The 23,487-nt window shown below is 73.4% G+C and carries 17 protein-coding genes; 11 read left to right on the forward strand and 6 right to left on the reverse strand.

Annotated elements, in window-relative coordinates:
- Nucleotides 1–140: 140 nt before the first annotated feature.
- Both GA0070610_RS12050 and GA0070610_RS12055 read right to left on the reverse strand, forming a co-directional pair.
- Nucleotides 141–980 (reverse strand): aminoglycoside phosphotransferase family protein, encoded by an 840-nt coding sequence (locus GA0070610_RS12050; RefSeq protein ID WP_089000114.1) that lies wholly within the window; start codon nucleotides 978–980, stop codon nucleotides 141–143.
- A gap of 5 nt (nucleotides 981–985) precedes the next feature.
- Complete coding sequence (locus GA0070610_RS12055; protein ID WP_197697832.1) at nucleotides 986–1,744, reverse strand: LuxR C-terminal-related transcriptional regulator; 759 nt, start codon at nucleotides 1,742–1,744, stop codon at nucleotides 986–988.
- 532 nt (nucleotides 1,745–2,276) lie between these two features.
- On the opposite strand from GA0070610_RS12055, the gene GA0070610_RS12060 reads away from it, so the two are divergent.
- The 4 genes from GA0070610_RS12060 to GA0070610_RS12075 all read left to right on the forward strand — a co-directional run bounded on the left by GA0070610_RS12060 (nucleotide 2,277) and on the right by GA0070610_RS12075 (nucleotide 5,768).
- Nucleotides 2,277–3,524: an MFS transporter gene (locus GA0070610_RS12060; RefSeq protein WP_172896518.1), complete on the forward strand. Its 1,248-nt coding sequence runs from the start codon at nucleotides 2,277–2,279 to the stop codon at nucleotides 3,522–3,524.
- A 128-nt stretch (nucleotides 3,525–3,652) separates the two neighbouring features.
- Complete coding sequence (locus GA0070610_RS12065) at nucleotides 3,653–4,858, forward strand: peptidoglycan DD-metalloendopeptidase family protein (RefSeq protein WP_089000117.1); 1,206 nt, start codon at nucleotides 3,653–3,655, stop codon at nucleotides 4,856–4,858.
- Between the two features lie 167 nt (nucleotides 4,859–5,025).
- On the forward strand, nucleotides 5,026–5,406 hold the full coding sequence (locus GA0070610_RS12070) for a hypothetical protein (RefSeq protein ID WP_089000118.1): 381 nt from the start codon (nucleotides 5,026–5,028) through the stop codon (nucleotides 5,404–5,406).
- On the forward strand, nucleotides 5,403–5,768 hold the full coding sequence (locus tag GA0070610_RS12075; protein WP_089000119.1) for a winged helix-turn-helix domain-containing protein: 366 nt from the start codon (nucleotides 5,403–5,405) through the stop codon (nucleotides 5,766–5,768). The genes GA0070610_RS12070 and GA0070610_RS12075 overlap by 4 nt, the downstream gene beginning before the upstream one ends.
- 23 nt (nucleotides 5,769–5,791) lie before the next feature.
- Here the strand turns inward: GA0070610_RS12075 and rph are convergent, their stop codons facing one another.
- Together rph and GA0070610_RS12090 are read right to left on the reverse strand one after the other, a co-directional pair.
- Complete coding sequence (rph, locus tag GA0070610_RS12080) at nucleotides 5,792–8,434, reverse strand: rifamycin-inactivating phosphotransferase (protein ID WP_089000120.1); 2,643 nt, start codon at nucleotides 8,432–8,434, stop codon at nucleotides 5,792–5,794.
- A gap of 1,380 nt (nucleotides 8,435–9,814) precedes the next feature.
- A complete protein-coding gene (locus GA0070610_RS12090) occupies nucleotides 9,815–10,306 on the reverse strand; it encodes an FBP domain-containing protein (RefSeq protein WP_089000122.1) in 492 nt (163 codons plus the stop codon).
- Nucleotides 10,307–10,377: 71 nt separating this feature from the next.
- Here GA0070610_RS12090 and GA0070610_RS12095 point away from each other — a divergent pair, with 71 nt between their 5' ends.
- Nucleotides 10,378–10,962: a TetR/AcrR family transcriptional regulator gene (locus GA0070610_RS12095; RefSeq protein WP_089000123.1), complete on the forward strand. Its 585-nt coding sequence runs from the start codon at nucleotides 10,378–10,380 to the stop codon at nucleotides 10,960–10,962.
- A gap of 849 nt (nucleotides 10,963–11,811) precedes the next feature.
- On the opposite strand, the gene GA0070610_RS12100 is transcribed toward GA0070610_RS12095, so the two are convergent.
- Nucleotides 11,812–13,074 carry an NAD(P)/FAD-dependent oxidoreductase gene (locus GA0070610_RS12100; protein ID WP_089000124.1) on the reverse strand — a complete coding sequence of 421 codons (1,263 nt, stop codon included), beginning with the start codon at nucleotides 13,072–13,074 and terminating at the stop codon, nucleotides 11,812–11,814.
- 135 nt (nucleotides 13,075–13,209) lie between these two features.
- Between GA0070610_RS12100 and GA0070610_RS12105 the strand changes: the two genes are divergently transcribed.
- Entirely contained in the window at nucleotides 13,210–14,787 is a 1,578-nt protein-coding gene (locus tag GA0070610_RS12105; RefSeq protein ID WP_089000125.1) for a helix-turn-helix domain-containing protein, read from the forward strand.
- Between the two features lie 78 nt (nucleotides 14,788–14,865).
- On the opposite strand, the gene recD2 is transcribed toward GA0070610_RS12105, so the two are convergent.
- Nucleotides 14,866–17,070 (reverse strand): SF1B family DNA helicase RecD2, encoded by a 2,205-nt coding sequence (recD2, locus tag GA0070610_RS12110; RefSeq protein WP_089000126.1) that lies wholly within the window; start codon nucleotides 17,068–17,070, stop codon nucleotides 14,866–14,868.
- A gap of 490 nt (nucleotides 17,071–17,560) precedes the next feature.
- Here recD2 and GA0070610_RS12115 point away from each other — a divergent pair, with 490 nt between their 5' ends.
- From GA0070610_RS12115 to GA0070610_RS12140, 5 genes are all read left to right on the forward strand, one after another.
- Nucleotides 17,561–18,049, forward strand: coding sequence for a GNAT family N-acetyltransferase (locus GA0070610_RS12115; protein WP_089000127.1), 489 nt, complete (start codon nucleotides 17,561–17,563; stop codon nucleotides 18,047–18,049).
- Nucleotides 18,050–18,532: 483 nt separating this feature from the next.
- Nucleotides 18,533–20,182: a glycoside hydrolase family 10 protein gene (locus GA0070610_RS12125; protein ID WP_089000129.1), complete on the forward strand. Its 1,650-nt coding sequence runs from the start codon at nucleotides 18,533–18,535 to the stop codon at nucleotides 20,180–20,182.
- 74 nt (nucleotides 20,183–20,256) lie between these two features.
- Complete coding sequence (locus GA0070610_RS12130; RefSeq protein WP_089000130.1) at nucleotides 20,257–20,796, forward strand: hypothetical protein; 540 nt, start codon at nucleotides 20,257–20,259, stop codon at nucleotides 20,794–20,796.
- A 133-nt stretch (nucleotides 20,797–20,929) separates the two neighbouring features.
- The gene (locus tag GA0070610_RS12135) at nucleotides 20,930–21,775 is read left to right on the forward strand and encodes an alpha/beta hydrolase (protein ID WP_157747127.1); all 846 of its coding nucleotides are present in this window, start codon (nucleotides 20,930–20,932) and stop codon (nucleotides 21,773–21,775) included.
- A 129-nt stretch (nucleotides 21,776–21,904) separates the two neighbouring features.
- Nucleotides 21,905–23,485: a phenylacetate--CoA ligase family protein gene (locus tag GA0070610_RS12140; RefSeq protein WP_089000132.1), complete on the forward strand. Its 1,581-nt coding sequence runs from the start codon at nucleotides 21,905–21,907 to the stop codon at nucleotides 23,483–23,485.
- The last annotated feature ends 2 nt before the right edge of the window (nucleotides 23,486–23,487 follow it).

A 23,487-nucleotide genomic window follows, 5' to 3' on the forward strand; every position in this document is an offset into this window, starting at 1 on the left:
ACCTCCCGGTCGGGTGCCGGACGCCCCACCCCGACCCCGGGACGCGGCGCGGCCCCCGGTCCGACGGGGTCAGCCGTCGGACCGGGGGCCGGTCGGGGTGCGTCGGGGCGGCCGTGCGGGACCACCCGGTCGGGGAGTGCCTAGTACTCGCCGCGCCCGAAGGCGGCCAGCTCCGCGGAGTGTCCCGGGTTGCTGACGTACGTCGCGCCGATCGGGGCGGTGACCCGGCACCACGCGTCGAGCCGCGCCACGTCGATGCCGGCCGCCGCGGCCAGTTCGTCGCGCCGGCGCAGCATCTCCGCGCGGTCCAGGCCCTCCAGCACGTAGTCGACCGCGTCGAAGCACGGGTCGCCGGCGCAGGCCATCGGGTCGATGGCGACCAGGCCCTTCACGCCGCCGGCGAGCACGTTGCCCAGGTGCAGGTCGCCGTGCAGCAGCACGGTGGCGGTGGGTGCGGCGAAGAGGTCGTCGCGCAGCCGCTTCGACCCGGCGAGGTCGGCGCCCCGCCGCGTCGCCGAGTTGAACAGCACGTCGATCCAGTCCTCCAGCCGGCGCGGGGCGGCGGCCGGGTCACCCGCGCCGTGCAGGTCGTTGAGGAAGGCGGCGTACTCCTGCGGCGACGGCGGTCGCGGCATCTTCTCCACCAGCGTGCCCGGGTGGATCGACTCGAGCAGCACCGCGCCCTTCTCCGCCGCCAGCACCGCCGGCACCCGCCCGCTGGGCGCGAACTGGCGCAGCATGTCGACCTCCTCGCGTACGGCGTAGCTGTCGGGCGACAGCTTCAGCACCGCCTCGCCCCGCGGGTGCCGGCACCGGAACACCACCGAGGAGTTGCCGGACTTGACCGGCTCGCCGAGGTCGAGCTCCCACCGCGCGACGAGTTCGTCGAGCCGTCGGGTCAGCGTGCCGACCCAGCGGTGCGCCGCCTTGCCGAACCGCGGCTCCAGCCGCTTCGCGACCGCCTCCAGATCCAGGGTCATCCCGCTCACCTCTCCGTCGATCTCGCGCCGGCGTACGCGGCGGAGCCGCCCGGCAGGGGGGTGCCGCCGTGCGCCCGGGCCGACGGGGCGCCGCCGCCGGGCAGCGGGTGGGAGCCCGGCCCGTACGACCCGACGCGCTCCAGCCTGGCCTTGCGGGCGACCTCGATCGCCTCGTGCCGGTCCGACACGTTGAGCTTGCTGAAGATCGTCGAGATGTGGTTGCTGACCGTCTTCGGCGACAGGTTCAGCCGGGTGGCGATCGCCCCGTTACGCATGCCGGACGCGATCAGCTCCAGCACCTGCCGTTCACGCGTGGTCAGCTCCGGGAAGAGCTGCTGGTTGCGTGGTTCCCGCCCGAGCTGCCTGACGAGCTGGTCGGCCACGCGGGGGCCGAGGATCACCTCGCCCGTCGCCAGGCCCCGGATCGTGCGGACGATCCCGTCGCCCGGGCAGCTCTTGAGCACGTAACCGCGGGCGCCCGCCCGCATGGCCGCGAAGACCGACGCCTCGTCCTCGACGGCGGTGAAGACCAGCACCGCGGTCGACGGTGACATCCGGGCGATCTCCTGCAACGTCACCCCCACCTGGAAGCCCGGCAGCTCGACGTCGAGCACGAGCACGTCGGGGCGCAACGACGCCACCGACCGCATCGCCTCCCGCGTGGTGCCCGCCTCGGCCACCACGGTCACCTCAGCCGAGGGCGACAGCAGGGCGTGCAGGCCCCTGCGTACCACCGGCTGGGCGTCGGCCAGCACAACTGTCACGGCGCGACGTTTTGCGCCGTCCGCGACGTCTCCCGGTTCCCGCCTCATCGTATGAGCCGGTTCCGGGGTCGAGCCAACGCTGACCATTGCCACACCCCACCCGTCCTAACTGGTTCCGCGACGCCTCCCGGTCCGGAAGGCGTCGCGGAAGCGCCGACCGTGATCGGCGTGAACATTCTGACGGGCAATAGAACAACACATGAACTCGACGCGACGGCAGCCATGTCAATCATCTGACGCATTTCCCACGACCAATTAAATGAAAAGCGTCGAAGGCGATCCTCGGTCTGAATGGAGCAGGCCGCGACAGAACGGGAATGCCGGGACGAGGCGCCCGAAGGCCTGCTCACGCGGCCACGGAGGGCCGACCCGGCCGCCCTGGCTAGCGCATCGCCCGCCGGGCGTCCACGGGAGACCTTCCCTGGTCGGCCGGGAAGTCGTCCCGTGCCCCGTCCGCCGTGCGCCCTGTCCCGCCCGGCGTCTTCGCCCGGAGGATCGACGCGACCGATCCACCACACCAGGATGTGCAAATATGCCGTTGTCTCGACTGCTCGATTATTCGTCGCGTCTGGTGCCGACCGATCCGCTGCGCAGGAAACTGATCGCGATCCGGCTGGCCGAATCGATCGGCAAGGGAGTCTTCCTCAGCGGCAGCGTCGTCTACTTCACGCTTCGCGTCGGGCTCGACGCCCGACAGGTCGGTCTGGGCCTGTCGGCGGCGGGACTGTCCGCCTTCATCTCGTCGGTCCTGTTCGGCGTCGTCGCCGACCGGGTGGGCGCGCGCCGGCTGCTCGTCATCCTCTTCGCCGCGCTGGCGGTGGGCTTCGGGCTCTACACCCTCGTGGACGGCGCGACCCACTTCTTCGTCCTGGTGGTCGCCGTCGGCTTCCTCGAGTACGGCACCGGCCCGACCAACGGCGCCCTCGTCGGCAACCTCGTGCCCGCCGAGGAGCGGGTCAAGCTCAAGGCGATGATGCGGTCGGTGTTCAACATCGGGTTCAGCATCGGCATCGGCGTGGCGGCCGTCGCCGCGCTCGACCAGCGGCTGCTCGTGCTGATCCCGCTCAGCACCGCCGCGCTGATGGCCGGGGCCGCGCTGCTGGTCACCCGCCTGCCCGACGTGCCGCCGCGCCCCGCGCCGGTGGGCTTCAAGCGCTTCGCCGCCGTACGCGACCCGCGCTTCCTCGCCGTCATCGGCGTCTCGACGGTGCTCGCCTCGCACGTCACCGTCATCCTGGTCACGATGCCGCTGTGGGCGCTCAACCGCACCTCGCTGCCGCACTTCCTGGTCCCGCTGCTGCTCATCTTCAACACGGTGTTCGTGATCCTGTTCCAGGTGCGGGCCAGCCGTGGCGCGGACACCGTCGAGGGCGCCGGCCGGCTCGCGCGGCGTTCCGGCTACTGGCTGGCGGGCGGCTGCGCCGTCATCGCGGTGAGCGCCCTCGGCGACAACGTCGTACTGGTCTGCGTCGCGATCGTCGCCGCGGTGCTGATCCTGTCGGTGGCCGAGGTCATGCAGGCGGCCTCGGGGTGGGGCCTCGCGTTCGGCCTCGCCCCCGAGCACGCACAGGGCGAGTACCTGGGCGCGTTCGACCTGCACGTGATCACGCAGAACATCGTCGGCCCGGCCGCGCTGTCCGGCCTGGTCATCGCCTTCGGCTTCTGGGGCTGGCTCGGCATCGCGCTCGCCGCGCTGGCGGCATCGGCGCTGATCATCCCGGTCGCGCACCGCAGCCGGGCCACCCTCGTCCCCGAGGCGGCCACCGCGACCAGCCCGTAGCCGCCGCCACCGGCAGGGGCGGGCGAAACATACCTTCATTGCCCACGGGTCAACATGTAGACAATCTTCCTCGTTCTGTCTATCGTCAGCACCACTTAGCGATGTCCTTCGATTGAAAGAGGTCGTCAATGGTGCACATCAGACGATGGGCCGGCATCGCCACCGCCCTGCTGGCGACGGAGCTCCTGGTCGCGGGCACTGCGGCGCACGCCGCCCGGCCCACTCCGGATCCGGTCCGGTTGAGCGTCGAGGACGCCGTGGCCGCCAAGCTGCGCGCGCAGGTCGACGCCGCGGCGGCGGAGCACGCGGACAGCCCCGCGGCGGAGGACGCCGAGAACTCCGAGACCCGCGTGAGCGTCACCCGCAGGAACGGCCAGTGGGCCTTCGGCACCGCCGTCGCCGTCACCACCCACGAGAAGGACGTCCACCCGACCGGCGCGATCTTCATCGCCCGCGCCGAGGCCGGCACGTGGCGGGTGAACTTCGACGGCGAGGCCGGGTTCAGCGAGCTGGCCGCCGAGTCGCCCCTGGTGAACAAGCAGGAGAAGGCGACCTTCACGCGTACGCCGGGCACCATGTACGCGGGCGGCGACTACCGGACCGGAATGGCCCTGCCCTTCGCGGTCGGCCAGACCTGGACGCTGACCGGCGGCCCGCACGGCTGGGGCGGCTCCGAGGCGCCGTACAGCTCGATCGACCTGGCCGGCGGCGACCAGGTGGTCCGTGCGGCGCGGGCCGGCACGGCGTACACGATGTGCACGGGCTGGATCCGGGTGATCCACGACCGGGGCTACTCCACCGACTACTACCACCTGTGGAGCAGCATCTCGGTCAACGGCGCCGCCGTCGGCCAGGGCGCGTACCTGGGCTACACGGGCACCGACGTCACCTGCGGCGGGGCGGCCTCCGGCCGGCACGTCCACTTCGGGCTGCGACAGAACAGCGCCTACGTCTCCATCGGCGGGCACGGCATCGGCAAGTGGACGTTCGAGAACGGCGCCGGCCCCTACCAGGGTGGCGCGCGGCACGGCTCGACCTGGCGGGGTGCCGGCGGCGCCCTCTACAACTACGGGGCGCTGGGCTTCAACCAGGCGGTGGTCGACGCCAACGGCGGGGGCACGCTGACCAAGCGGTCCGGGCCCGGCACCGGCTACGCCGTGCAGGGGTCGGTGGGCGACGGCGCGACCGTCACCGTCTCCTGCTCCGCCAACGGCACCTCCCACACCGGGCGGTACGGCAGCACCGCGCTGTGGAACCGGCTGAGCGACGGCACCTGGGTGTCCGACGCCTACCTGTGGACCGGGGTGAACGGCCCGATCAACGGTTGGTGCTGACCGCGCCCGACCGAAGCTTCCGACGCAGGGCCTCCGCCATCTCGGCGGGGGCCCTGCCCACATGCGGGGCCAACCAACCGCGACCGTCCCGGACGGGGCGCTCGCCGGGTGGAATGCGTGCGCGTGGAGGGCTGGCGCCAACAGGTTTGTTATGGATACCTATTGGCATGACCTCGGATGTGGTTCCTGCCGGCGGCGATCCCCGCCGGCTCCTGGCCGACGTACGCGGCCTCTCCCGCCGCGTACGCCTGGCCCGGCGGGTGACGTGGCTGCCGCTGCTGGTGCTGGCCGTGGTGACCTTCGGCGCGATTCCCGCCTCCGGCGGGGGTCCCACGATCGTGCGCGACTGCCGGGCGGCCGACGGCGGTGAGGTGTGCAAGGTCTGGGAGCCCGTCGCGCAGCTCTACTGGCTGGCGGCGCTGCTGGTGGCCTACGCGGTGATCGCAGGCCGGTGGCAGGCCGCGCCCATGCTGGTCATCACGGGCGGCCTGCTGCTGTTGGGTAGCGCCGGCTTCGCGCTCGCCCCGCGGCTGCGGCGGCCCCGATGAGCGACCCGGCCGTCACCCCGGCGCCGGACGGGTCCGCGCCCGCGCATCCGGTCACCGACCTCGACGACGTGGTGCACCAGCGGGTCCGCCTCGGCATCCTCACCATCGCGCACGAGGCCCGCCGGGTCGAGTTCGGGTTCCTGCGTACCCAGCTCGAGCTGACCGCCGGGAATCTCTCCAAGCACCTGAGCGTGCTGGAGGCGGCCGGCCTCATCGGGGTGGAGAAGGGCTACCAGGGTCGACGCGGCCGCACCTGGATCACCCTCACCCCCGCCGGCCACACCGCCCTGGCCGAGGAGATCGCACGGCTGAAGGCCCTCATCGCACGGGTCGAGAACACCGAGACCCCGCAGGACCGATGACCACCCGACACGGACCCGGCCGGTCAGGGCAGGATCTGGACGTACCCGTCGGTGGCGTGCAGGCGGATCCGCTGCCCGTCCCGGATCAGCCTGGTCGCGTTCTCCACCCCGACGAGGGCGGGCAGGCCGTACTCGCGGGCGACGACCGCCCCGTGGGTCATGAGGCCGCCCACCTCGGTCACCAGTCCCTCGATCGCGACGAACAGGGGTGACCAGCTCGGGTCTGTGTAGGCGGTGACCAGGATGTCGCCCGGTTCGAGATGGGCCTCGGCCAGGTCCAGGACGACGCGCGCCCGCCCCTCGACGATCCCGCCGGAGACCGGGAGGCCGACCAGCGCGCCGGTCGGCACGTCGTCGCGCCGGTACGCCCCGGTGATGCCCTCACCCTCCGAGGTGAGCACCCGGGGCGGGGTGAGCGTCCGGTACGACCGGAACGCCTCCTTGCGCCGGTGGATGAGCCGGTCGTCCACCTCGCTCGTGCGTACGACGTCGTGCAGTTCCTGGAACGTGAGGTAGAAGATGTCCTCCTTCTCCCGGAGCACGTCGGCCCGTACGAGGCGCTCGGCCTCCGCCAGCAGGGCCTGCTTGTAGATGAGGTAGCGGCTGACGATGGCGTACTTCGGGTACTCCCGGTAGCCGATGAAGGTGCGGACCCGGTCGATCATCCGCTTGGTCTCGGCCGCCTTCCGCTCCCCGTCCGGCAGGGCGCGCAGGCGCTCCAGGACCTCCCGTTGCTTCTGCTGCGCCTGCCGGTGCCCCTGCTCGAAGCGCCGCTTGCCGGCACCCGGCTCGAGGTTCCTGATGTTGTCGAGGATGACGGGCACGAGCGTGCCGGGGCGCTCGCTCCAGCGTGGCCTCGTGATGTCGATCTCGCCGACGCAGCGCATGCCGTACCTGTCGAGATAGGCCTGGATGGCGTCGCGCGCCTCCCGGCCGCCCGGGAGCTCGACCAACCCATCCAGGAAGTTGTCGTCCCCGGCCTCCCGCAGGAAGGCCACGACCTGCGGATGCGGGCGGATGACGTCGGCGACGTCCAGGAGGGCCAGCCCCATCTCCGACGTGACGTTGTCAGGCGCGGACAACGTGAGCGTGTCGGCGGCGTTCCGCTCGCCAAGCCACGCCTGCAACCGCTCGTTGAGCCACCAGGTGGCCTCCATCCCCGCCATGATCGCCTGCATGCTCAACGGATCACCGAGGGCGCGCCTGTGCTCCTCGAAGGCCGCCAGGAGGAAGTCGAACAGCGCCGGCCCGGACACCGTCCGGATGTCGCGTCGCAGGGTGGCGATGGACGCCTGGCTGCGTTCGATCAGGTCGGTGACGATGGCCGGATCGGTCTCGATCGGGGTGGGCGCGCCGCCCCCGGTCGGTCCGGCCGGGCCCTGGTCGGGCAGCGACGGAAGGAAGTCGCCCCGGTCGACGACGCTCTGCAGCGCGTCCCGGACCAGCGGATCGGACCGCCCCACCATCTCCAGGAAGCCGGCGCGGCCCGCCGGCGAGGCCAGGGCCCGGGTGGCGTCCACGAACAGCCGCCCACCGGCCTCGTGCATCGGCGCCATGGCGGTCAGCTGCCACACGGAGATGCCCAGGGGCTTCATCGGATCGGTCATCATCTGCTGGTGCCCGACGGAGACGTAGACGCGGTTTCCCGCGTTGCCGGCCTCGGGGACGGGGAACAGCGTGGTGATCGGTCGGCTCTGGACGATCTCGAAGTCGTCGTCGACCAGGCACCATTCGATGTCCTGGGGATGGCCGAAGTGGGCCTCGATCCGCCGGCCCAACCGCACCAGCCGCACGACCTGAGCATCCGTGAGCGCCGGCTGCTCCTGTCGCTCGGGGTCGATCGCCCGTTCCCGCGTCCCGCCGGTCGGCAGGGCGTGGACGGCGAGCCGCTTGGCGGCGATCGTCCTGCCGATGATCTCGTCGTCGCGCACCCGGTAGGCGTCCGCGTTCACCAGGCCGGAGACCAGGGCCTCGCCGAGGCCGAAGCTGGCCTCCACGGAGGCGACCCTCCGGTTGGACGTGACGGGATCGGCCGTGAACAGGACGCCGGCGGCCTGCGGGAAGACCATCTCCTGCACGACGACGGCCATCTGGACCTCGCGGTGGTCGATGCCGTTGCGCTGGCGGTACGTCACGGCCCGCTCCGTGAAGAGCGAGGCCCAGCACCGGCTGACGTGCTGAAGGACCGCCGTCCGCCCCACGACGTTGAGGTAGCTGTCCTGCTGGCCCGCGAAGGAGGCGGTCGGCAGGTCCTCGGCCGTCGCGCTGGAACGCACGGCACAGGCGGTTCGCTCGCCGAGGTCGCGGAGAGCCCGGACGATCGCCGCGGCCACGTCGTCGGGAAGCACGGACCCTTCGATGCTTTGGCGGATCTCCGCGCTGAGCGCACGGATCGCCTCCCGGTCGTCCGCGTCCAGGCGCGACAGCCGATCGAGCAGATCGTCGGCCGAGGGTGCCTCGGCCATGATGCGCCGGAAGGCGTGCGTCGTCACGCAGAAGCCTGCCGGCACCCGTACGCCGTCGATCCGCGACAACGCCCCCAGGTGCGCGCCCTTGCCGCCCACGACGGCGACCTGCTCCTCGTCGACCTCCCGCAGAGCCGACACGTACCGTCCGACACCGCGATTTCCGTGGGTCGACACCAACACCCGCACGTCGTGCCCCATTTCTTAGGTTGATCCGGGTCCGGCCGACGATTCTGCGGCAAGACCCGGGTCTTGCCGCAAGCCCCCGGGTGCGATATACGTTTAAGTGGGATCGGGTTTCCTTTGTTTTTCGCCGCACACTGAAACCATTTCGCGAAAATGTGGCGTGCGGCGTCATTCCGACTTCGGAAACGCACGCACCCGATGCGGATGCTGTTACGACTGGCGGGCGGCCGAGGCGCGACTGAACGGGTACCCTCGCCGGGGCCTGAGCCCCGGGACACCGGATCGGGCCGGCGCCAGTTTCCTCGACGGGCGGCCGGCGGTTGTACGAGACGTGACGGGAACCTCGCCATCCATCACCGCCGCCTCGGCGGCGGCGCAGCCCGAGTGGACGACCAGGTGGGCGGAGCGCGAGAACGACCGGCGACGGTGCGCGTACGACGCGGAGGTCGCGGCCTGGCGGCGGCACCACGACCACCTGGTCCGGCTGCGGATCGAGGCGGCCGGGTTCCTCGGCTGCACGCGACCGAGGGCCGGCCTGCCGGTGGAGCTCGACGGCGACGAGGTGGTCTACCGGGTGCTGCCGGTCGCGGACCTGGTCGAGGCGGACGCGCGGCACGGCACCGGGCTGCCCGCCCCCGGTCCGACCGTCGTCACGAAGGACGTCGCCGGCCGCGCCCTGCCGAGGGGCGTGCGGTGCGTCGCGACGGGCATGGCCGTGGTGACCAACCACCGCGTCGCCTTCGCCTCGCCGGGCGGGCGGCGGCGCGAGTGGCGGTACGCGGACCTGGTGGGGCCCGCGCACCATCCCGCGGCCCCGCTCACCCTGCTGCACGCGACCGACGGGCGCCGGCTGGCCGGGCTGCGGGTGCCGGCCGTCGCGGCTGTGAACTTCCGCTTCTACCTCACCCTGGCCTTCGCCGCCGCCACCGGCGGTCGGGCCGGCGTCGTCGGGCAGCTCGATGCGCTGCTGGCCGCCCACCGGCGCGCGCGGCCGGCACCACCGCAGCCGGTCCACCCGGATCAGGCGCCGCCGGGCGTGCTGCCGGCCGGACGTCGCGCGGCCCTGGCTGCCGCCGTCGTCGCGGTGGTGTTCGTGGCGCTGTCCTCGACGGTCCCGGTGTCGCCGTCCCGGGCCGGCGGTCCGGTCCCGGCCGTCAGCCCGGCTCCCGCCACCGCGCCGCCCGCACCGCGACGGCCCACCCCCGGTCTCCGCGTGGACGTCGCGCTGCCGCTGGCGCGGTGGTACGCCTGCCCGCCGGACGGTCCCGGTGCCGACCCGGTTGCCGGTGGCGACGGTACGCGGCGTGAGCCCGGCAGGATGATCGCCGACTCCTCGGCCCGTTCAGGTGGCGCGGCGGGAGCGGTCGACCCGGCGGCGATGCCGCCTGCGGCGGTTCACGCGGTCACGGTGGCGATGAACGCGGCGACGTTCGCCACGGTCCGTTGGATCTTCTCCCCCACGGTGAGCGACTCGTGCAGCCGGGCGCCGGCGCCCGCGTCCTTCTTGCCCCGCACGTACAGCGAGCAGGCGAGGTCGCTGCACATGTAGGTGCCGACGGTGTTGCCCTGCTGCCCGGCCCTGCCCGCCCTCGGCGCGACCATCAGCGAGACGCCGCCGGTGGGGGAGGTCAGGCACATCGAGCACATGCCGCGCCGTGGTTGCGTGGGGGCGGGGCTGGGGCAGCGCAGCGCGAGGGCCCGGGGCTGGCCGTCCAGCTCCGTGACGAGGTACGCGCGATGGGGGGCGCGCGGATCCCGCCAGCCGAGGTAGTCCAGATCGTCCCAGGGGCGCTCGGCCAGGTCACGCGGGACGGACAGGCGCCTGGCCTCGCCCTTGGTGCAGTTCACGAAGGCGGTACGGATCTCCTGCTCGGTCAGCGGCTTCATACAACGCACGCTAATTTGCCTAAAGGTATTAGGCAAATGCATAATGAGTCATGCCGAGCGGGCGGAGGAGCATGGGCCGCGCAGGACTGACCACGGAGCGCCTGACCCTGGCGGGCGCCGAGCTGGCCGATGAAGTCGGCTTCGACCAGGTGACCGTCTCGGCGGTCGCCAGGCGGTTCGACGTCAAGGTCGCGAGCCTCTACTCGCACCTGAAGAGCTCCCAGGACCTCAAGACCAGGATCGCCCTGCTGGCCCTGGAGGAACTCGCCGACCGGGCCGCCGACGCCCTGGCCGGCCGCGCCGGCAAGGGCGCCCTGACCGCCCTCGCCGACGTCTACCGCGACTACGCCCGGGAGCACCCCGGCCGCTACGCCGCCGCCCAGCTCCGGCTCGACCCGCAGACGGCGGCTGCCAGCGCCGGCGGCCGGCACGCCCAGCTGACCCGGGCGCTGCTGCGCGGCTACGACCTGAGCGAGCCGGACCAGACGCACGCCGTCCGGCTGCTGGGCAGCGTCTTCCACGGCTACGTCAGCCTGGAGATGGGCGGCGGGTTCAGCCACAGCGCCCCCGACACGCAGGAGACCTGGTCGCGGGTCCTGGACGCCCTCGACGTCCTGCTGCGCAACTGGCCCGCGCCGGGTGACACGACGCGCTAGAGCCGGTGCCGGACCCAGACGTTGGGCTCGACGTAGAGGGCGTGGTCGTGCGCCACGTCGCAGCCGCCCCGACCGACCCGGCGAGCCGCCGCGGGGCCCGCGCCCCGACGGCCGTTGGCCGGTACGCGGACCTTCGGTCTATGGTGGCGCCGTGACCGTCCCCGGCCCCTCCCGGCAGCGCCGCACCGCGGCCCGCCAGGACCTTTGCGCCCCGCCGCGCACGGCCGCGACGGTCGGTCCGCTGACCCGCCCCGTGGCGGGTACGGCCACCCGTCGCCTCGTCGTGCCGTCGGTCGCCCGCCGGGGCGCCGTCGCGCCGCCGACCCGGCGGGCGCCTCGTCCGCGCCGCCCCCCACCACCCGGTCGAGATCCACAGGACCGGCACCGGCGGGCGGAGCGCATCAGCGCTCCGCCCTTTCTTTTCGCCCCGAGCAGGAAGAGGAACCGATCGTGTACGTCGTGAACAGGCAGGCCGAGCTGGGGGTGCTCCGGATCGTCCTGGAGGAGCAGTACGAGCGGCACAGCACCCAGCTGGCGTTGCTGGCCCGGCAGGCGCGCCGGACGTGCTCGGACGGCGTGGACGTCGAGGCCGCCTCCGCGTTGACCGCCGCCACGCGCCGCGCCCTCGGTGACATCGCCCGGGCGCTGCACTACCTGGAACAGGGGCACTACGGCACCTGCGAGGAATGCGACCGCGACATTCCGATCGAGGAGTTGGCGCACCGCCCGGCGACCCGCTACTGCGCCCCCTGCCAGCCGGGGTCGCACCGGCGATCCGCGCCACTCGCCGCCCTGCGGAGCGACGTCCGATCGTTGCGCGCCTCCCGTGCAACCTCCGGCGCGCCCGGCTCAGCGCAGCGGGTCGAAGGGGCGAAGCTCCACGGGCTGCCCGCCGCCGGTGATCTGCTCGGCGAGCAGTTCGCCGGTGAGCGGGCCGAGGGTGATGCCCCACATGCCGTGGCCGCCGGCGGCGAAGACGCGCGGTGACCTGGTCCGGCCGATCAGGGGAAGCCCGTCCGGGGTGCAGGGGCGCGAGCCGACCCACTCGTCGGTACGGTCGTCCAGGTCGGCGCCCCGCAGCAGCGGTCGGGCGGCCTCGGCGATGGCCGAGATGCGGCGCCCGTCCAGCGGCGCCTCGGCGCTGCGGAACTCCATCATCCCGGCGACGCGCAGCCGGTCGCCCAGCGGCGTGCAGGCGACGCGCTGGGCGGGGAAGTAGACCGGCCCGGCCGGCAGGTGCTCGATCGCGACGCTGAAGCTGTAGCCGCGGCCGGCCTGCACGAGGGTGCGGACGCCGAACCGCCGGGCGAGCTGGCCGAGCCAGGTGCCGGTCGCCAGCACCACCGCGTCGTAGCGCTCGTCGGTGCCGGCGGAGGTCACCACGCGCACGCCGCCCGCCTCGTCGCGGACGTCCACGACGTCCACCCCGGCCACGATCGCGCCGCCGCGCGCGCGGACGGAGTCGGCCAGGGCGTGCACGTACTGCCCCGGGTTCACGTAGCGCTGGTCGTGCAGGCGGATGGCGGCGCCGACCGCGTCCGACAGGGAGGGCTCCACCTCGCGGGCCTCGGCCCCGGTCAGGACGTCGAACTCGATCCCCTGGCCCGCGGCGTGGATGTGCGCCAGCTCGTCGAGCAGCACCGACCGTTCGGCCTCGGTCCGGTACGCCGCGAGGAACGACTTCGCCTCGTGCGTCGGCGCCGCGACCCCGCCGGCCGTCAGCGTGTCGAACGCCGCCAGCGCCCGCCGGTTCATCGGGATGAAGGCCCGCATCGCGCGCTGCCACTTCGACGGCGTGCTATGCCGCGCGAAGCCGGCCAGGAACCGCAGCAGCCGGGCGTCCGCGCGCGGCGGCACGTAGACCGGGGAGGACGGGCTGAGTACGGCGCGCACCCCGTAGCGCAGCACGGCCGGCTCGGGCAGGGGAGTGGTGATGCCGGGGGTGAGCCAGCCGGCGTTGCCCCACGACGCGCCCGCCGCCACGCCCGTACGGTCGAGCACGGTGACCCGGACCCCCCGCTCCTGAAGGAACCAGGCGGTGGCCAGCCCGACCATCCCCGCGCCGACGACGGCGACGTGCTGGGGGGCGGGCACTGACTCGACGGGGGACATGTCGTTTTCTCCTTCAGGTGCAACGGGGATTGCGGCCAATCCTGTCCCCGCCGGGCCGAGAGGTCATTGTCCGTCGCGGCCAAGGATCGCCCAGGTCGTTGGCCGGGTGGCACAAGACCGAGGCACAATCGCGGCATGCTCACCGTGGCCGGCGTGGTGGACGCGGCCGGCGCCGCGTTGCTCAAGGTCGTCGTACCCGCCGGCGAGGCGGAGGTACGCGACGTGACCCTCGCCGAGCTCGACGACGCCACGCCCGGCCAGAGCGGCGACCTCGTCCTCGGCGCGGGCATCGCCACCCGCGAGCAGGCACTCGCCGTCGTCGCGCGCTGCCACGAGGCCGGGGCGGCGGGCCTCGTCCTCAAGCCCCCGCTGGCCGCGCACCCCGACGTGACGTCGGCCGCCGCCGAGCGGCGCCTGACCCTGGTGGAGTTGCAGCGCCACGGGTCCTGGGCCCAGCTCGTCTGGCTGCTGCGCGGGATGATCGACCGGGCCGTCGCGCCCGGCTCGCCGGAGACCGGGGAGCCTGGCGTGTACGACGAGCTGTTCGCCCTCGCCGACGCGACCGCCGCCGTCGTCGACGCGCCGGTGACGATCGAGGACGCCCAGTCCCGGGTGCTCGCCTACTCGTCGCGCCAGGACCGCACCGACCCGGCGCGCGTGTCGACGATCGTGGGCCGCCGCGCGCCCGGCGACGTGATCGCCCACTTCCGTTCCCGTGGCGTCTTCCGCAAGCTCGCGACGGGCAGCGAGCTGATCTTCGTACCACAGGGCCCGGACGGGACGCTGCCCCGCCTCATCATCCCGATCCGCGCCGGAGGCGAACTGCTCGGCTCGATCTGGGCCGTCGTCGAGGGCCCCGTGCCGGAGGGGCGGCTGCGCGATCTCCAGGGCACGGCGTCGGTGCTGGCCCTGCACCTGCTGCGCCTGCGCGTACAGGCCGACGTCGCGCGCCGGGTGTCGGCCGACCGGCTGCGGGCCGTCCTGCGGGCCCCCGGCGGCATCGGGCGCGAGGAGCTGGCGCTGCCCGAGGGGCCGTGGCGGGTCGTGGCCCTCGGCGCGCACGGCGGTACGGGGGAGATGGTCGACAACCTCGCCCTGTGGGAGTCGATCACCCGCCGCCACGGCTGGCGCCAACCGCTGCTCGCGGACGTCGGCGACGTCCTGTTCGCCGTCCTGGTCGACGGGGGCGCCTCGCCCGGGTCGCGGCGGTGGATGGAGAAGCTGATCCACGACGTCGCCGTGCACGACCCGGGCCTGTACGCCGCGTCCGGCGGTGTCGCCCGGGACCTGACGGAGCTGCCGCGATCGCGCGCCGAGGCGGCGGAGCTGCTCGCGCTGTGCGCCCCGGCGGGGCGACGCGGTCCGGTGCTGCGGTTCGAGGACCAGTGGGCCGAGGTGGTCGTGCACCGGGTGGTCGGCGCGGTGCCGAGCGGCGACCTGCTGGTGGGTGGGCCGCTGCCCGTCCTCGTGGCCCACGACCGGGAGCACGGCACCGAATACGTCGCCACGGTGGCCGCCTGGCTGGACCAGCAGGGCGACCCGACGAGGGCCGCCCGACAGCTGCACGTGCATCCCAACACCCTCCGGTACCGGCTGCGCCGCCTCACCGAGGTCGTCCCCGTCGACCTCGCCTCGCCGCGCGCCCGGCTGGCGTTGCAGATCCAGCTCGCGGCGCTGGGCCGCGCGGGGTCCCCACCCCGCCCGGCGGGTTGACAGCCGCGGGCAGCCGGTGGGCCGGGCGCCCGGTTCGTCCCGACGGCTGGGCCCGGCGGCGCGGGGACCTCGGACTGCTCAGGCGAGACGGTGGTCGAGGGCGGTGTGGCGGCGCCCGGCGCCGACGGTGCGGACGGCGGCGGCGAGGGCGCGGCGGGAGCCGACGAGGACGACGAGCTTCTTGGCGCGGGTGACGGCCGTGTAGAGCAGGTTGCGTTGCAGCATCATCCAGGCGCTGGTGGTCAGCGGGACGACCACGGCCGGGTACTCGGAGCCCTGCGAGCGGTGGATCGTCATGGCGTACGCGTGGGCGAGTTCGTCGAGCTCGTCGAAGTCGTAGTCGATGCTCTCGTCCTCGTCGGTGCGTACCGTCAGGGTCTGCTCCTCCGTGCTCAGGGCGGTGACGATGCCGACGGTGCCGTTGAAGACGCCGGCCTGGCCCTTGTCGTAGTTGTTGCGGATCTGGGTGACCTTGTCGCCGACGCGGAACACCCGTCCGCCCAGGCGCCGCTCGGGCTGCCCCTCGCGTGCCGGGGTGAGGCGCTGCTGGAGCAGCGTGTTCAGGGCCGCCGCGCCGGCCGGGCCGCGGTGCATGGGGGTGAGCACCTGGACGTCGCGGCGCGGGTCCAGGCCGAAGCGGGCGGGGATCCGGGCGCAGGCGACGTCGACGGTCAGGGCGGCGGTGGCGTCGGTGTCGTCGCTGGCGAACAGGAAGAAGTCGCTGAGGCCCTGGAGCAGCGGCGGCCTGCCGGCGTTGATCCGGTGGGCGTTGGTGACGACCCCGGACTCCGCGGCCTGGCGGAACACCTGCGTGAGCCGGACCCGGGGAATGGCCGGTGCGGCGAGCAGGTCCCGCAGCACCTCGCCGGCGCCGACCGAGGGGAGCTGGTCGACGTCGCCGACGAGCAGCAGGTGCGCGCCGGGCGGTACGGCCTTGACGAGCTTGTTGGCCAGGATGAGGTCCAGCATGGAGGCCTCGTCGACGACGAGGAGGTCGACGTCGAGGGGATTCTCCCGGTCGTGGCTGGCCTCCCCGCCCGGGCGCAGCTGCAACAGCCGGTGCACGGTGGCCGCCGGATGCCCGGTCAGCTCCGACAGGCGCTTCGCGGCGCGGCCCGTCGGCGCCACGAGGGTGACCTTGGCCTTCTTCGCGGCGGCGAGTTCGACGATCGAGCGGACGGTGAAGCTCTTGCCGCAGCCGGGCCCACCGGTCAGCACGGCGACCCGGGAGGTGAGGGCGAGGCGGACGGCCTGCTCCTGCTCGGGGGCGAGGTCGGTGCCCGTACGGGCCTTCAACCAGGCCAGCGCCCTGCCCCAGTCGACGCCGGTGAAGTGGGGCAGCCGGTCGGCGCGGTCGCGCAGCAGCCGCAGCAGGGACCCGGCGAGGGACTGCTCGGCGCGGTGGAACGGCACCAGGTACACCGCCGTCGTCGGCTCGCCGTCCGGTCCGGGCAGCGTCTCGCGGACCACGCCCTCCTCCTCGACGAGTTCGTCGAGGCAGGCGGTGACGAGGTCGCCCGGCACGTTGAGGATCGTGATCGCGGCGTCGACGAGCTTCGGGTGGGGCAGGTAGCAGTGCCCGTCGTCGGTGGCCTCCGACAGGGTGTGTTGCAGGCCGGCCTTGATCCGCTGCGGGCTGTCGTGCGGAATCCCCACGGCCTGGGCGATGGTGTCGGCGGTCTTGAAGCCGATGCCCCACACGTCGGCCGCTAGCCGGTACGGCTCGTTGCGGACCACGGTGATGGCGGCGTCGCCGTACTGCTTGAAGATCCGTACGGCCAGGGAGGTGGACACGCCGACGCCCTGGAGGAAGAGCATCACCTCCTTGATGGCCTTCTGCTCCGCCCACGCCGCGGTGATCTTCGCGGTGCGCTTCGGTCCCAGGCCCGGCACCTCGACCAGGCGGGCGGGCTCCTCCTCGATCACGCGGAGGGTGTCGAGGCCGAAGTGCGCGACGATCCGCTCGGCGAACACCGGACCGATGCCCTTGACCAGCCCGGATCCGAGGTAGCGGCGGATGCCCTGGATCGTGGCCGGCAGCACGGTGGTGTACGAGTGCACCTCGAACTGCCGCCCGTACTGCGGGTGCGACGACCATCGGCCGGACAGGCGCAGGCTTTCGCCCGGCTGGGCCCCCAGCAGCGCACCGACCACCGTGAGCAGGTCGCTGCCCCGGTCGGTGGCCACCCGGGCGACGGTGTAGCCGGTCTCCTCGTTGACGTACGTCAACCGTTCGAGCACCGCGTCCAACACGGCGGAGGGGGCGCGGGTGGGGGCGGTCACCCGCCCATCCTGCCTCCCGCCGGCGCCACGGTCCCGGCGGCCCGGCGCGCGCCACCGCGGAGGAGCCGTCCCGCGCGGACGGATCGTGGATCCCGCCGGTGCCCGGATACGCGGACGGCGGCGCGCAGAGCCGATGAACCACTGCCACCGGGACGCTGATACCTCTACGGCATAAAAATACCTGTGTGGTATCCCGCGAGCGCAGCTACACCGCCGCCGTCGAGGTCCGGCGCAGCCCGTCACGGTTCATGGGACAGAACGGTGGTGCGGGTGTTCCCTCGTCGTGGCCGCCACCGTCAGATCTTGGTGCCGGAAACCTTACTGTCGGGTTTTCGGGCTGGCGCCGTACCGGCACTTCCGGTCTTCGACGAGGTGGCCGCCGGCTGGCGACGGCAGCTGATGTGTAGATGTTTGTGCGAGATCGGCCGAACCTTCGTCCGCACGGGCAAGGTCGACACGCCGTGCCCGTGCGGTGATCTAACGTGCCCCCATGCCGATCACGCTCCGACCGCTCACGCTCGACGACACCGCTGCCGTCCACGACTGGGCGCGCCTGCCGGAGTCGTGCCGCTACCAGGCGTGGGGACCCAACACCTACGAGCAGACGCAGGCGTACGTGCGGGACGCCGTGGCGGCACCGCCGGACCGGCTGGTCTTCGGGGTGCTCCTCGACGGTGAGGTCGTGGGCAGCGCAGAGCTGAAGCTGCACGGCCCGAGCACCGGCGAGATCGCGTACGCGATCCATCCACGGCGGTGGGGGCGGGGCATCGCCACGGCCGCGGCGCGGGAACTGCTGCGACGGGGCTTCGGCGAGCACCGGCGCCATCGCATCTTCGGTACGTGCGATCCCCGTAACCTCGCCTCGGCGGCGGTGCTGCACAGGATCGGTATGCGGTACGAGGGCCGGATGCGTGGCACCGCCTACATCCGCGACGGCTGGCGCGACTCGCATCTGTACGCGGTCCTCGCCGACGACTGAGCCCGGCCCGGTCGCACCTCACCGTCCCCGCCGGGCGTGGGAGCGGTAGGCTGTCGGAGCGGGTACGCGACGGCCGATGACGGGCCCCGACCACCCGCCTTCCTTCCGGCTCGCAGCTGCCAGTGAACATGTTGCGCGCCGCCCTGTGAAATCTTGGAGTACGTCTTGGCAGACATGACGCCGCCCGCCCTGAATCCCTTCGAATCAGAGGGAGACGGGGACACCGACCGCGAACGCGGGCGAGCGGTGGACGTGAGCGCGGACGCGATGACCCGCATGCGCACCCCGTTCGTCCCGGCAGACAGTGACTGCGGCACCGCTGACGAGAGGCGGGCGTCGCGTTCCTGACGCGCCGCGCCGGAGTGGTCGAGGGCGACGACTCCGGCTGGATCCGCCACAGGATCGGCGTCCGGCCCTCAGCTGACCGTCAACTAACGGTTCAACTGGTTCACCAGGTGGGTCCGGGCTGGGCAGACTGGGACGATGTCCGCAGCTGAGTCGCCCGCCCGCCGCCGTCGTACCCAGGCATCCGTCGCGGTGGTCGCCGCGCTCGCCGTGGCGGTCGCCCTCGGCGCCTGGTCGCTGCGGGACCGGGTAGCCGGTGGAAACGGCCTGCCGGAGCAGGGCGCCGTGACCGCCTTCGGCGCCGCCCCGGCGCATCGCGCCCCCGCCTGCGCCGGTCGACCGGCCCGGGCGCCCCGCGAGCTGCGGGGCATGTGGATCACGACGGTGAACAACATCGACTGGCCGAGCCGGCGGGGACTGCCGGCCGAGACGGCGCGGGCCGAGTTCCGGGGCTGGCTGGACCTGGCGGTACGGCGCAACCACAACGCGGTCTTCGTGCACGTGCGCCCGAGCGGGGACGCGCTCTGGCCGTCGGCGTACGCACCGTGGTCGGAGTGGCTGACCGGGCGACGCGACGGCCGCGACCCGGGCTGGGACCCGATGGAGTTCATGGTCGCCGAGGCGCACGCCCGCAACCTGGAGTTCCACGCCTGGTTCAACCCGTACCGGGGCGGGCAGCCGGCCACGGTCGGCGGGCCGGGCCCGAGGCTGGACCGGCTCGCTCCGACGCACCCGCTGCGGCAGCACCGCGACTGGGTGGTGACCTATCCCAGCGCCGACCGGCCCGGCAGCCGCCTCTACTTCGACCCCGGCATCCCCGAGGCACGCACGTTCGTCGAGGACTCGATGCTGGAGGCGGTCCAGCGCTACGACGTCGACGGCGTGCACTTCGACGACTTCTTCTACCCGTACCCGGAGGCCGGGCAGGACTTCCCGGACGACGCGACGTTCGCCCGGTACGGCCGGGGGTTCGCGGACAAACGGGCCTGGCGCCGGGACAACGTGAACACGCTGGTCCGCGAGATGAGCGAGCGGATCAAGGCGATCAAGCCGTGGGTCAAGTTCGGCATCAGCCCGTTCGGCATCTGGCGCAACGACCGCACCGACCCGGCCGGCTCGGCGACCGCCGGCTTGCAGAGCTACGACGACATCCACGCCGACACCCGACTCTGGGTACGGCGGCAGTGGCTGGACTACGTCGTCCCGCAGCTCTACTGGCACATCGGGTTCGGCAAGGCCGACTACGCGAAGCTGCTGCCGTGGTGGGCGGCCACGGTGCGCGGCACGAGGGTGCAGCTCTACATCGGCCAGGCCGACTACCGGGTGGGTGAGCGCGGCGCCTGGCGCGACCCGACCGAGCTGACCCGCCAGCTCGCCCTCAACCGTCGGTACGGCGTCGACGGCAGCGTGCACTTCAGCGCCAAGCAGGTACGCGCCGACCGGCTCGGGGCCGTCAGCCGCTACAGCGCGGCCCACCACGCCGGCCCGGCGCTGGTGCCCACGATGGCGCACCTTCCGTCGACGCCGCCCGCCGCCCCCACGGTCACCGGCGCGCACCGGGCGAACGCCGACGGCGTGACGCTGACCTGGCGCGGGGGCGGCGCCACGAGCTTCGCCGTCTACCGCGTCGACGGCGACGCGGCCCGGCTCGTGGGCGCGGCCCGGGGCACCGGCTGGGTGGACCGCACCGCCCCGGCCGACCGCCCGCTGTCCTACTGCGTGTCCGGCCTGGACCGCAGCGGCAACGAGGGCCCGCTCAGCGCACCCGTCTCCGTCGGCGCGCGGTAGGAGACCGCCGGGGCGGCAGCCGTCGTGCCGCCCCGGTCGCGGGGGCGGCCCGTCTGGCGGGCTACCCTGCGGCGGTGGTGGTCGGTGAGGACGCAGAGCGGCTGGCGGCGTCGCTGGCCGGCCTGATCGACACGGTCACCTTCGCCGACCTGACCACGGACGAGGTCACCGCCCGCCTGATCGACACGGTGGTCGGGTGGGCGACGGCGCAGGGCTGGCGGGTCTACCGGCGGGCGGCGAGCGTGCTGCCGTTGCCACCGCCGATGTCCGCGCAGCAGTCGGTGCTCGACGTGGCGTGTGCCCGCCCGGACGGGCCGCCGGTCGTCGTCGAGGTCGACCACGGTACGCGCCGCCGCACGTGGGAGAAGCTGCTCGCCGAGGCCGACGCGGGGCGGATCCCACTGTGGGTGCGCTGGGGCGCCGGCCGGCTGACCGCGCCGCCCGCGCCGATCCTGATGGTGACCTGCGAGGTGAGCAGCCGTACGGACCCGACCGGCCGGGGCCGGGTGCACAGCCGTTCGCCACGGGCCGACATGCCGCCGCCGACCCACTCGGCCGTACGGGTCGAGACGGTGGCCGCCGTCGAGTTGCCGCTGCCGCCGAACGGGGCCTGAGCCGGGGCGTGTGCCGCGGGCCGGCCGCCGGCGTCGCGGCGGGTACGCGCATCCGGCGCCGCCGGGTGGCGCTCGACGGTGCGACGCGCGATCAGGACACCACGGAGTCGTCGTGCCGTGCCAGACTGTGATCATGAGCGAGACGCCGAGCTTCCTCCGCCCGTTCGTGCTGACGCCGCCCGCCCGCCGGCACGAGCGGGTGGCGAACCTCGACTGGTACGTACCGGACGGTGACGTCCCGCGCCCCGCCGTGGTACTCGTCCACGGTGGACCGCTGCCGGACGACCTGCATCCGGGTCCGCGTGACTGGCCGGTCTACCGCGGCTACGGCTGCCTTCTGGCCGACCTCGGTGTCCTGGCCGTCGCCGTCGAGCACCGGATGCGCGTCGTAGACGGCCCGCAGGGTCCCGCCACCGACTGCGCGACGGCCGCCCTCGACGTCGCCGCGGCGGTGGACCAGGTACGCGCCGACCCGCGCGTCGACGGCGAGCGCATCGCCCTCTGGTTCTTCTCCGGCGGGGGACTGCTGAGCACGGACTGGCTGCGGGACCGGCCTTCCTGGCTGCGGGCGGTGGCGCTGACGTATCCGCTCCTCGCGCCGCTGCCCGGCTGGGGCGTCGACCCGCGCTTCGCGCCGGGCGTCGCGCTCGGCGAGCCGGGCGGGGCCGTACCGCCGCTGCTGCTCACCCGGGTCGGCCGGGAACGGAAGGAGATGGCCGAGACGGTCGCGGCGTTCCTCGACGCGGCGGGCGACGCCGGCGTACGGGTGGAGGTGATCGACGTACCGGACGGGCAGCACGGGTTCGACATGCTGGACCACACCGACGAGTCCCGGCGGGCGGTCGAGCAGGCGGCCGACTGGGTCGCCCGGCGACCCGGCTCCTCGCCGTCGCGCACCGCCGCCGCTGAGCGGTACGACACGCTGCTCCGCCACCTCGGCAGCGGCCCCGTCGCCACCCGGGCGAGCTGCCGCAACTGATCCGTCGCGCCGGTCCCGGCGAACGGCCACCGGGAGCGCGCCCGGCTGAGCGCGGTAGGTGTGGATACTCAGCGCGGGACCGGTGCGACAGCTCAGGCGTCCGCGACCGGGCCGGTCGAGGATTCACCCATGACCGAGACGTTGCGTCGATATTCCGATCCGTCACCCCTCGCGTCACCACGCCTGACGGCCGGCGAACGCTGGCGCCGGGCCCGTCTGGCCATCTTCGTCCGGGTGCTCGGGGCGGCGGTACGGCTGGCCGGCCGCCACCCCGCGTCGTGGCGCTGGTCGGCCCGGCGGCACCACCCGGTGCTGGACCGGATCGCGGCGGCGAACGCGCGCGCGGGTTGTGCGCTCGCCGCGCTGGACGTGCCGGCGTACCGTGCCTTCCTGCGCGCCCGACCGGCCGGAGCCGGCCGTCGGCTGCGGGACTTCCCGGAGACCGACAAGGTGAGCTACGTCGTGCCCTTCCCCGCCGCGCGACGCTGCCGGGACGGGCGACTGCCGGACCGGGGCGTGGTGGTCGACGAGTCGGCCGGCTCGTCGGGCCGACCCTTCAACTGGCCCCGGGGCGAGCGCGAGCTGCGCGCCGTGCACCGCGACATCGTCGGCTACACGAGCCTGGTCTTCCCGATGCGCCGCCCGTTCGTCATCAACGCCTACTCGATGGGCGCCTGGGCGACCGGGACGACGACCGGCGCCGCCATGGCGCGGATCGCGGTGGTCAAGAACACCGGCCCGGACCTCGGCAAGATCGTCGACACGCTCCGCGAGTTCGGCCCGGACTTCGACTACCTGGTGACCGCGTACCCGCCGTTCCTCAAGCACCTGCGCGACCGGCTCGACGCCGAGGGCTTCGACTGGTCGCGCCACCGCATCTACGCCAGCTGCGGGGGAGAGGGGATGACGGAGGCGCTGCGCGGCTACCTGGAGGAGCGGTTCCGCAAGGTCCGGTCCGCGTACGGCGCCTCGGACCTGACCATCGGCCTCGGCGCGGAGACCCGGTTCACGGTGTGGCTGCGCCGCCGCCTGCGCGACGACGCCGAGCTGCGGGCGGCGCTGCTCGGCGCCGACGAACAGCGGCTGCCCATGGTGTTCCAGTACAACCCGTTGGCCACCTACCTGGAGACCAACGAGCGCCGGGAGTTGCTCTGCACGATGACCGGCCCCGACGTCCTCCAGCCACGGCTGCGCTACAACGTCGGCGACGAGGCGCTGCTCGTGCCCTACCGGCGGATCCTCGACCTGGTCCGCGCCGACCCGGATCGCTGGGCCGCGTGCCGCGCGGCGCTGGCGAACGAGCGGATGACCCTGCCGGTGCTGCTGCTGTTCGGCCGGCGCGACTCGACGGTGTCCTACCTGGGCGCCAACCTCTACCCGCAGGACGTGGAGTACGGCCTCTACACCGGCAACCCGTTCGCCGCCGAGATCAGCCGGTTCTGCCTCGCGCTGGTCGAGGACGCCGCGCTGGAGACCCGGCCGGTGATCCACCTCGAACTGCGACGCCCGCTGCCGGAGCCCGAGCGGGAGGCGCTGGCCGCCGCCTGCCGCGACGGCGTACGCGGACACCTGGCGGCCGTGTCCCGCGACTTCGCGCAGTCGCTGACCGAGGACCCGGCCGCCGGCGACCTCCGCGTCGAGCTGCACGAACCGGGAGCCGGCCCGTTCGCCGGACAACAGAAGATCAAAAACGTCTACCTGGTGGGCTGAGT

Origin of the sequence: Micromonospora echinofusca (assembly GCF_900091445.1) — a bacterium.
GTDB lineage: Bacteria > Actinomycetota > Actinomycetes > Mycobacteriales > Micromonosporaceae > Micromonospora > Micromonospora echinofusca.

Excerpts from the sequence above, each read along its gene's own strand:
- GA0070610_RS12050 (WP_089000114.1), bottom strand. The coding sequence starts at position 980 with ATGACCCTGGATCTGGAGGCGGTCGCGAAGCGGCTGGAGCCGCGGTTC.
- GA0070610_RS12060 (WP_172896518.1), top strand. The coding sequence starts at position 2,277 with ATGCCGTTGTCTCGACTGCTCGATTATTCGTCGCGTCTGGTGCCGACC.
- GA0070610_RS12065 (WP_089000117.1), top strand. The coding sequence starts at position 3,653 with ATGGTGCACATCAGACGATGGGCCGGCATCGCCACCGCCCTGCTGGCG.
- GA0070610_RS12070 (WP_089000118.1), top strand. The coding sequence starts at position 5,026 with ATGACCTCGGATGTGGTTCCTGCCGGCGGCGATCCCCGCCGGCTCCTG.
- GA0070610_RS12075 (WP_089000119.1), top strand. The coding sequence starts at position 5,403 with ATGAGCGACCCGGCCGTCACCCCGGCGCCGGACGGGTCCGCGCCCGCG.
- rph (WP_089000120.1), bottom strand. The coding sequence starts at position 8,434 with ATGGGGCACGACGTGCGGGTGTTGGTGTCGACCCACGGAAATCGCGGT.
- GA0070610_RS12090 (WP_089000122.1), bottom strand. The coding sequence starts at position 10,306 with ATGAAGCCGCTGACCGAGCAGGAGATCCGTACCGCCTTCGTGAACTGC.
- GA0070610_RS12095 (WP_089000123.1), top strand. The coding sequence starts at position 10,378 with ATGGGCCGCGCAGGACTGACCACGGAGCGCCTGACCCTGGCGGGCGCC.
- GA0070610_RS12100 (WP_089000124.1), bottom strand. The coding sequence starts at position 13,074 with ATGTCCCCCGTCGAGTCAGTGCCCGCCCCCCAGCACGTCGCCGTCGTC.
- GA0070610_RS12105 (WP_089000125.1), top strand. The coding sequence starts at position 13,210 with ATGCTCACCGTGGCCGGCGTGGTGGACGCGGCCGGCGCCGCGTTGCTC.
- GA0070610_RS12115 (WP_089000127.1), top strand. The coding sequence starts at position 17,561 with ATGCCGATCACGCTCCGACCGCTCACGCTCGACGACACCGCTGCCGTC.
- GA0070610_RS12125 (WP_089000129.1), top strand. The coding sequence starts at position 18,533 with ATGTCCGCAGCTGAGTCGCCCGCCCGCCGCCGTCGTACCCAGGCATCC.
- GA0070610_RS12135 (WP_157747127.1), top strand. The coding sequence starts at position 20,930 with ATGAGCGAGACGCCGAGCTTCCTCCGCCCGTTCGTGCTGACGCCGCCC.
- GA0070610_RS12140 (WP_089000132.1), top strand. The coding sequence starts at position 21,905 with ATGACCGAGACGTTGCGTCGATATTCCGATCCGTCACCCCTCGCGTCA.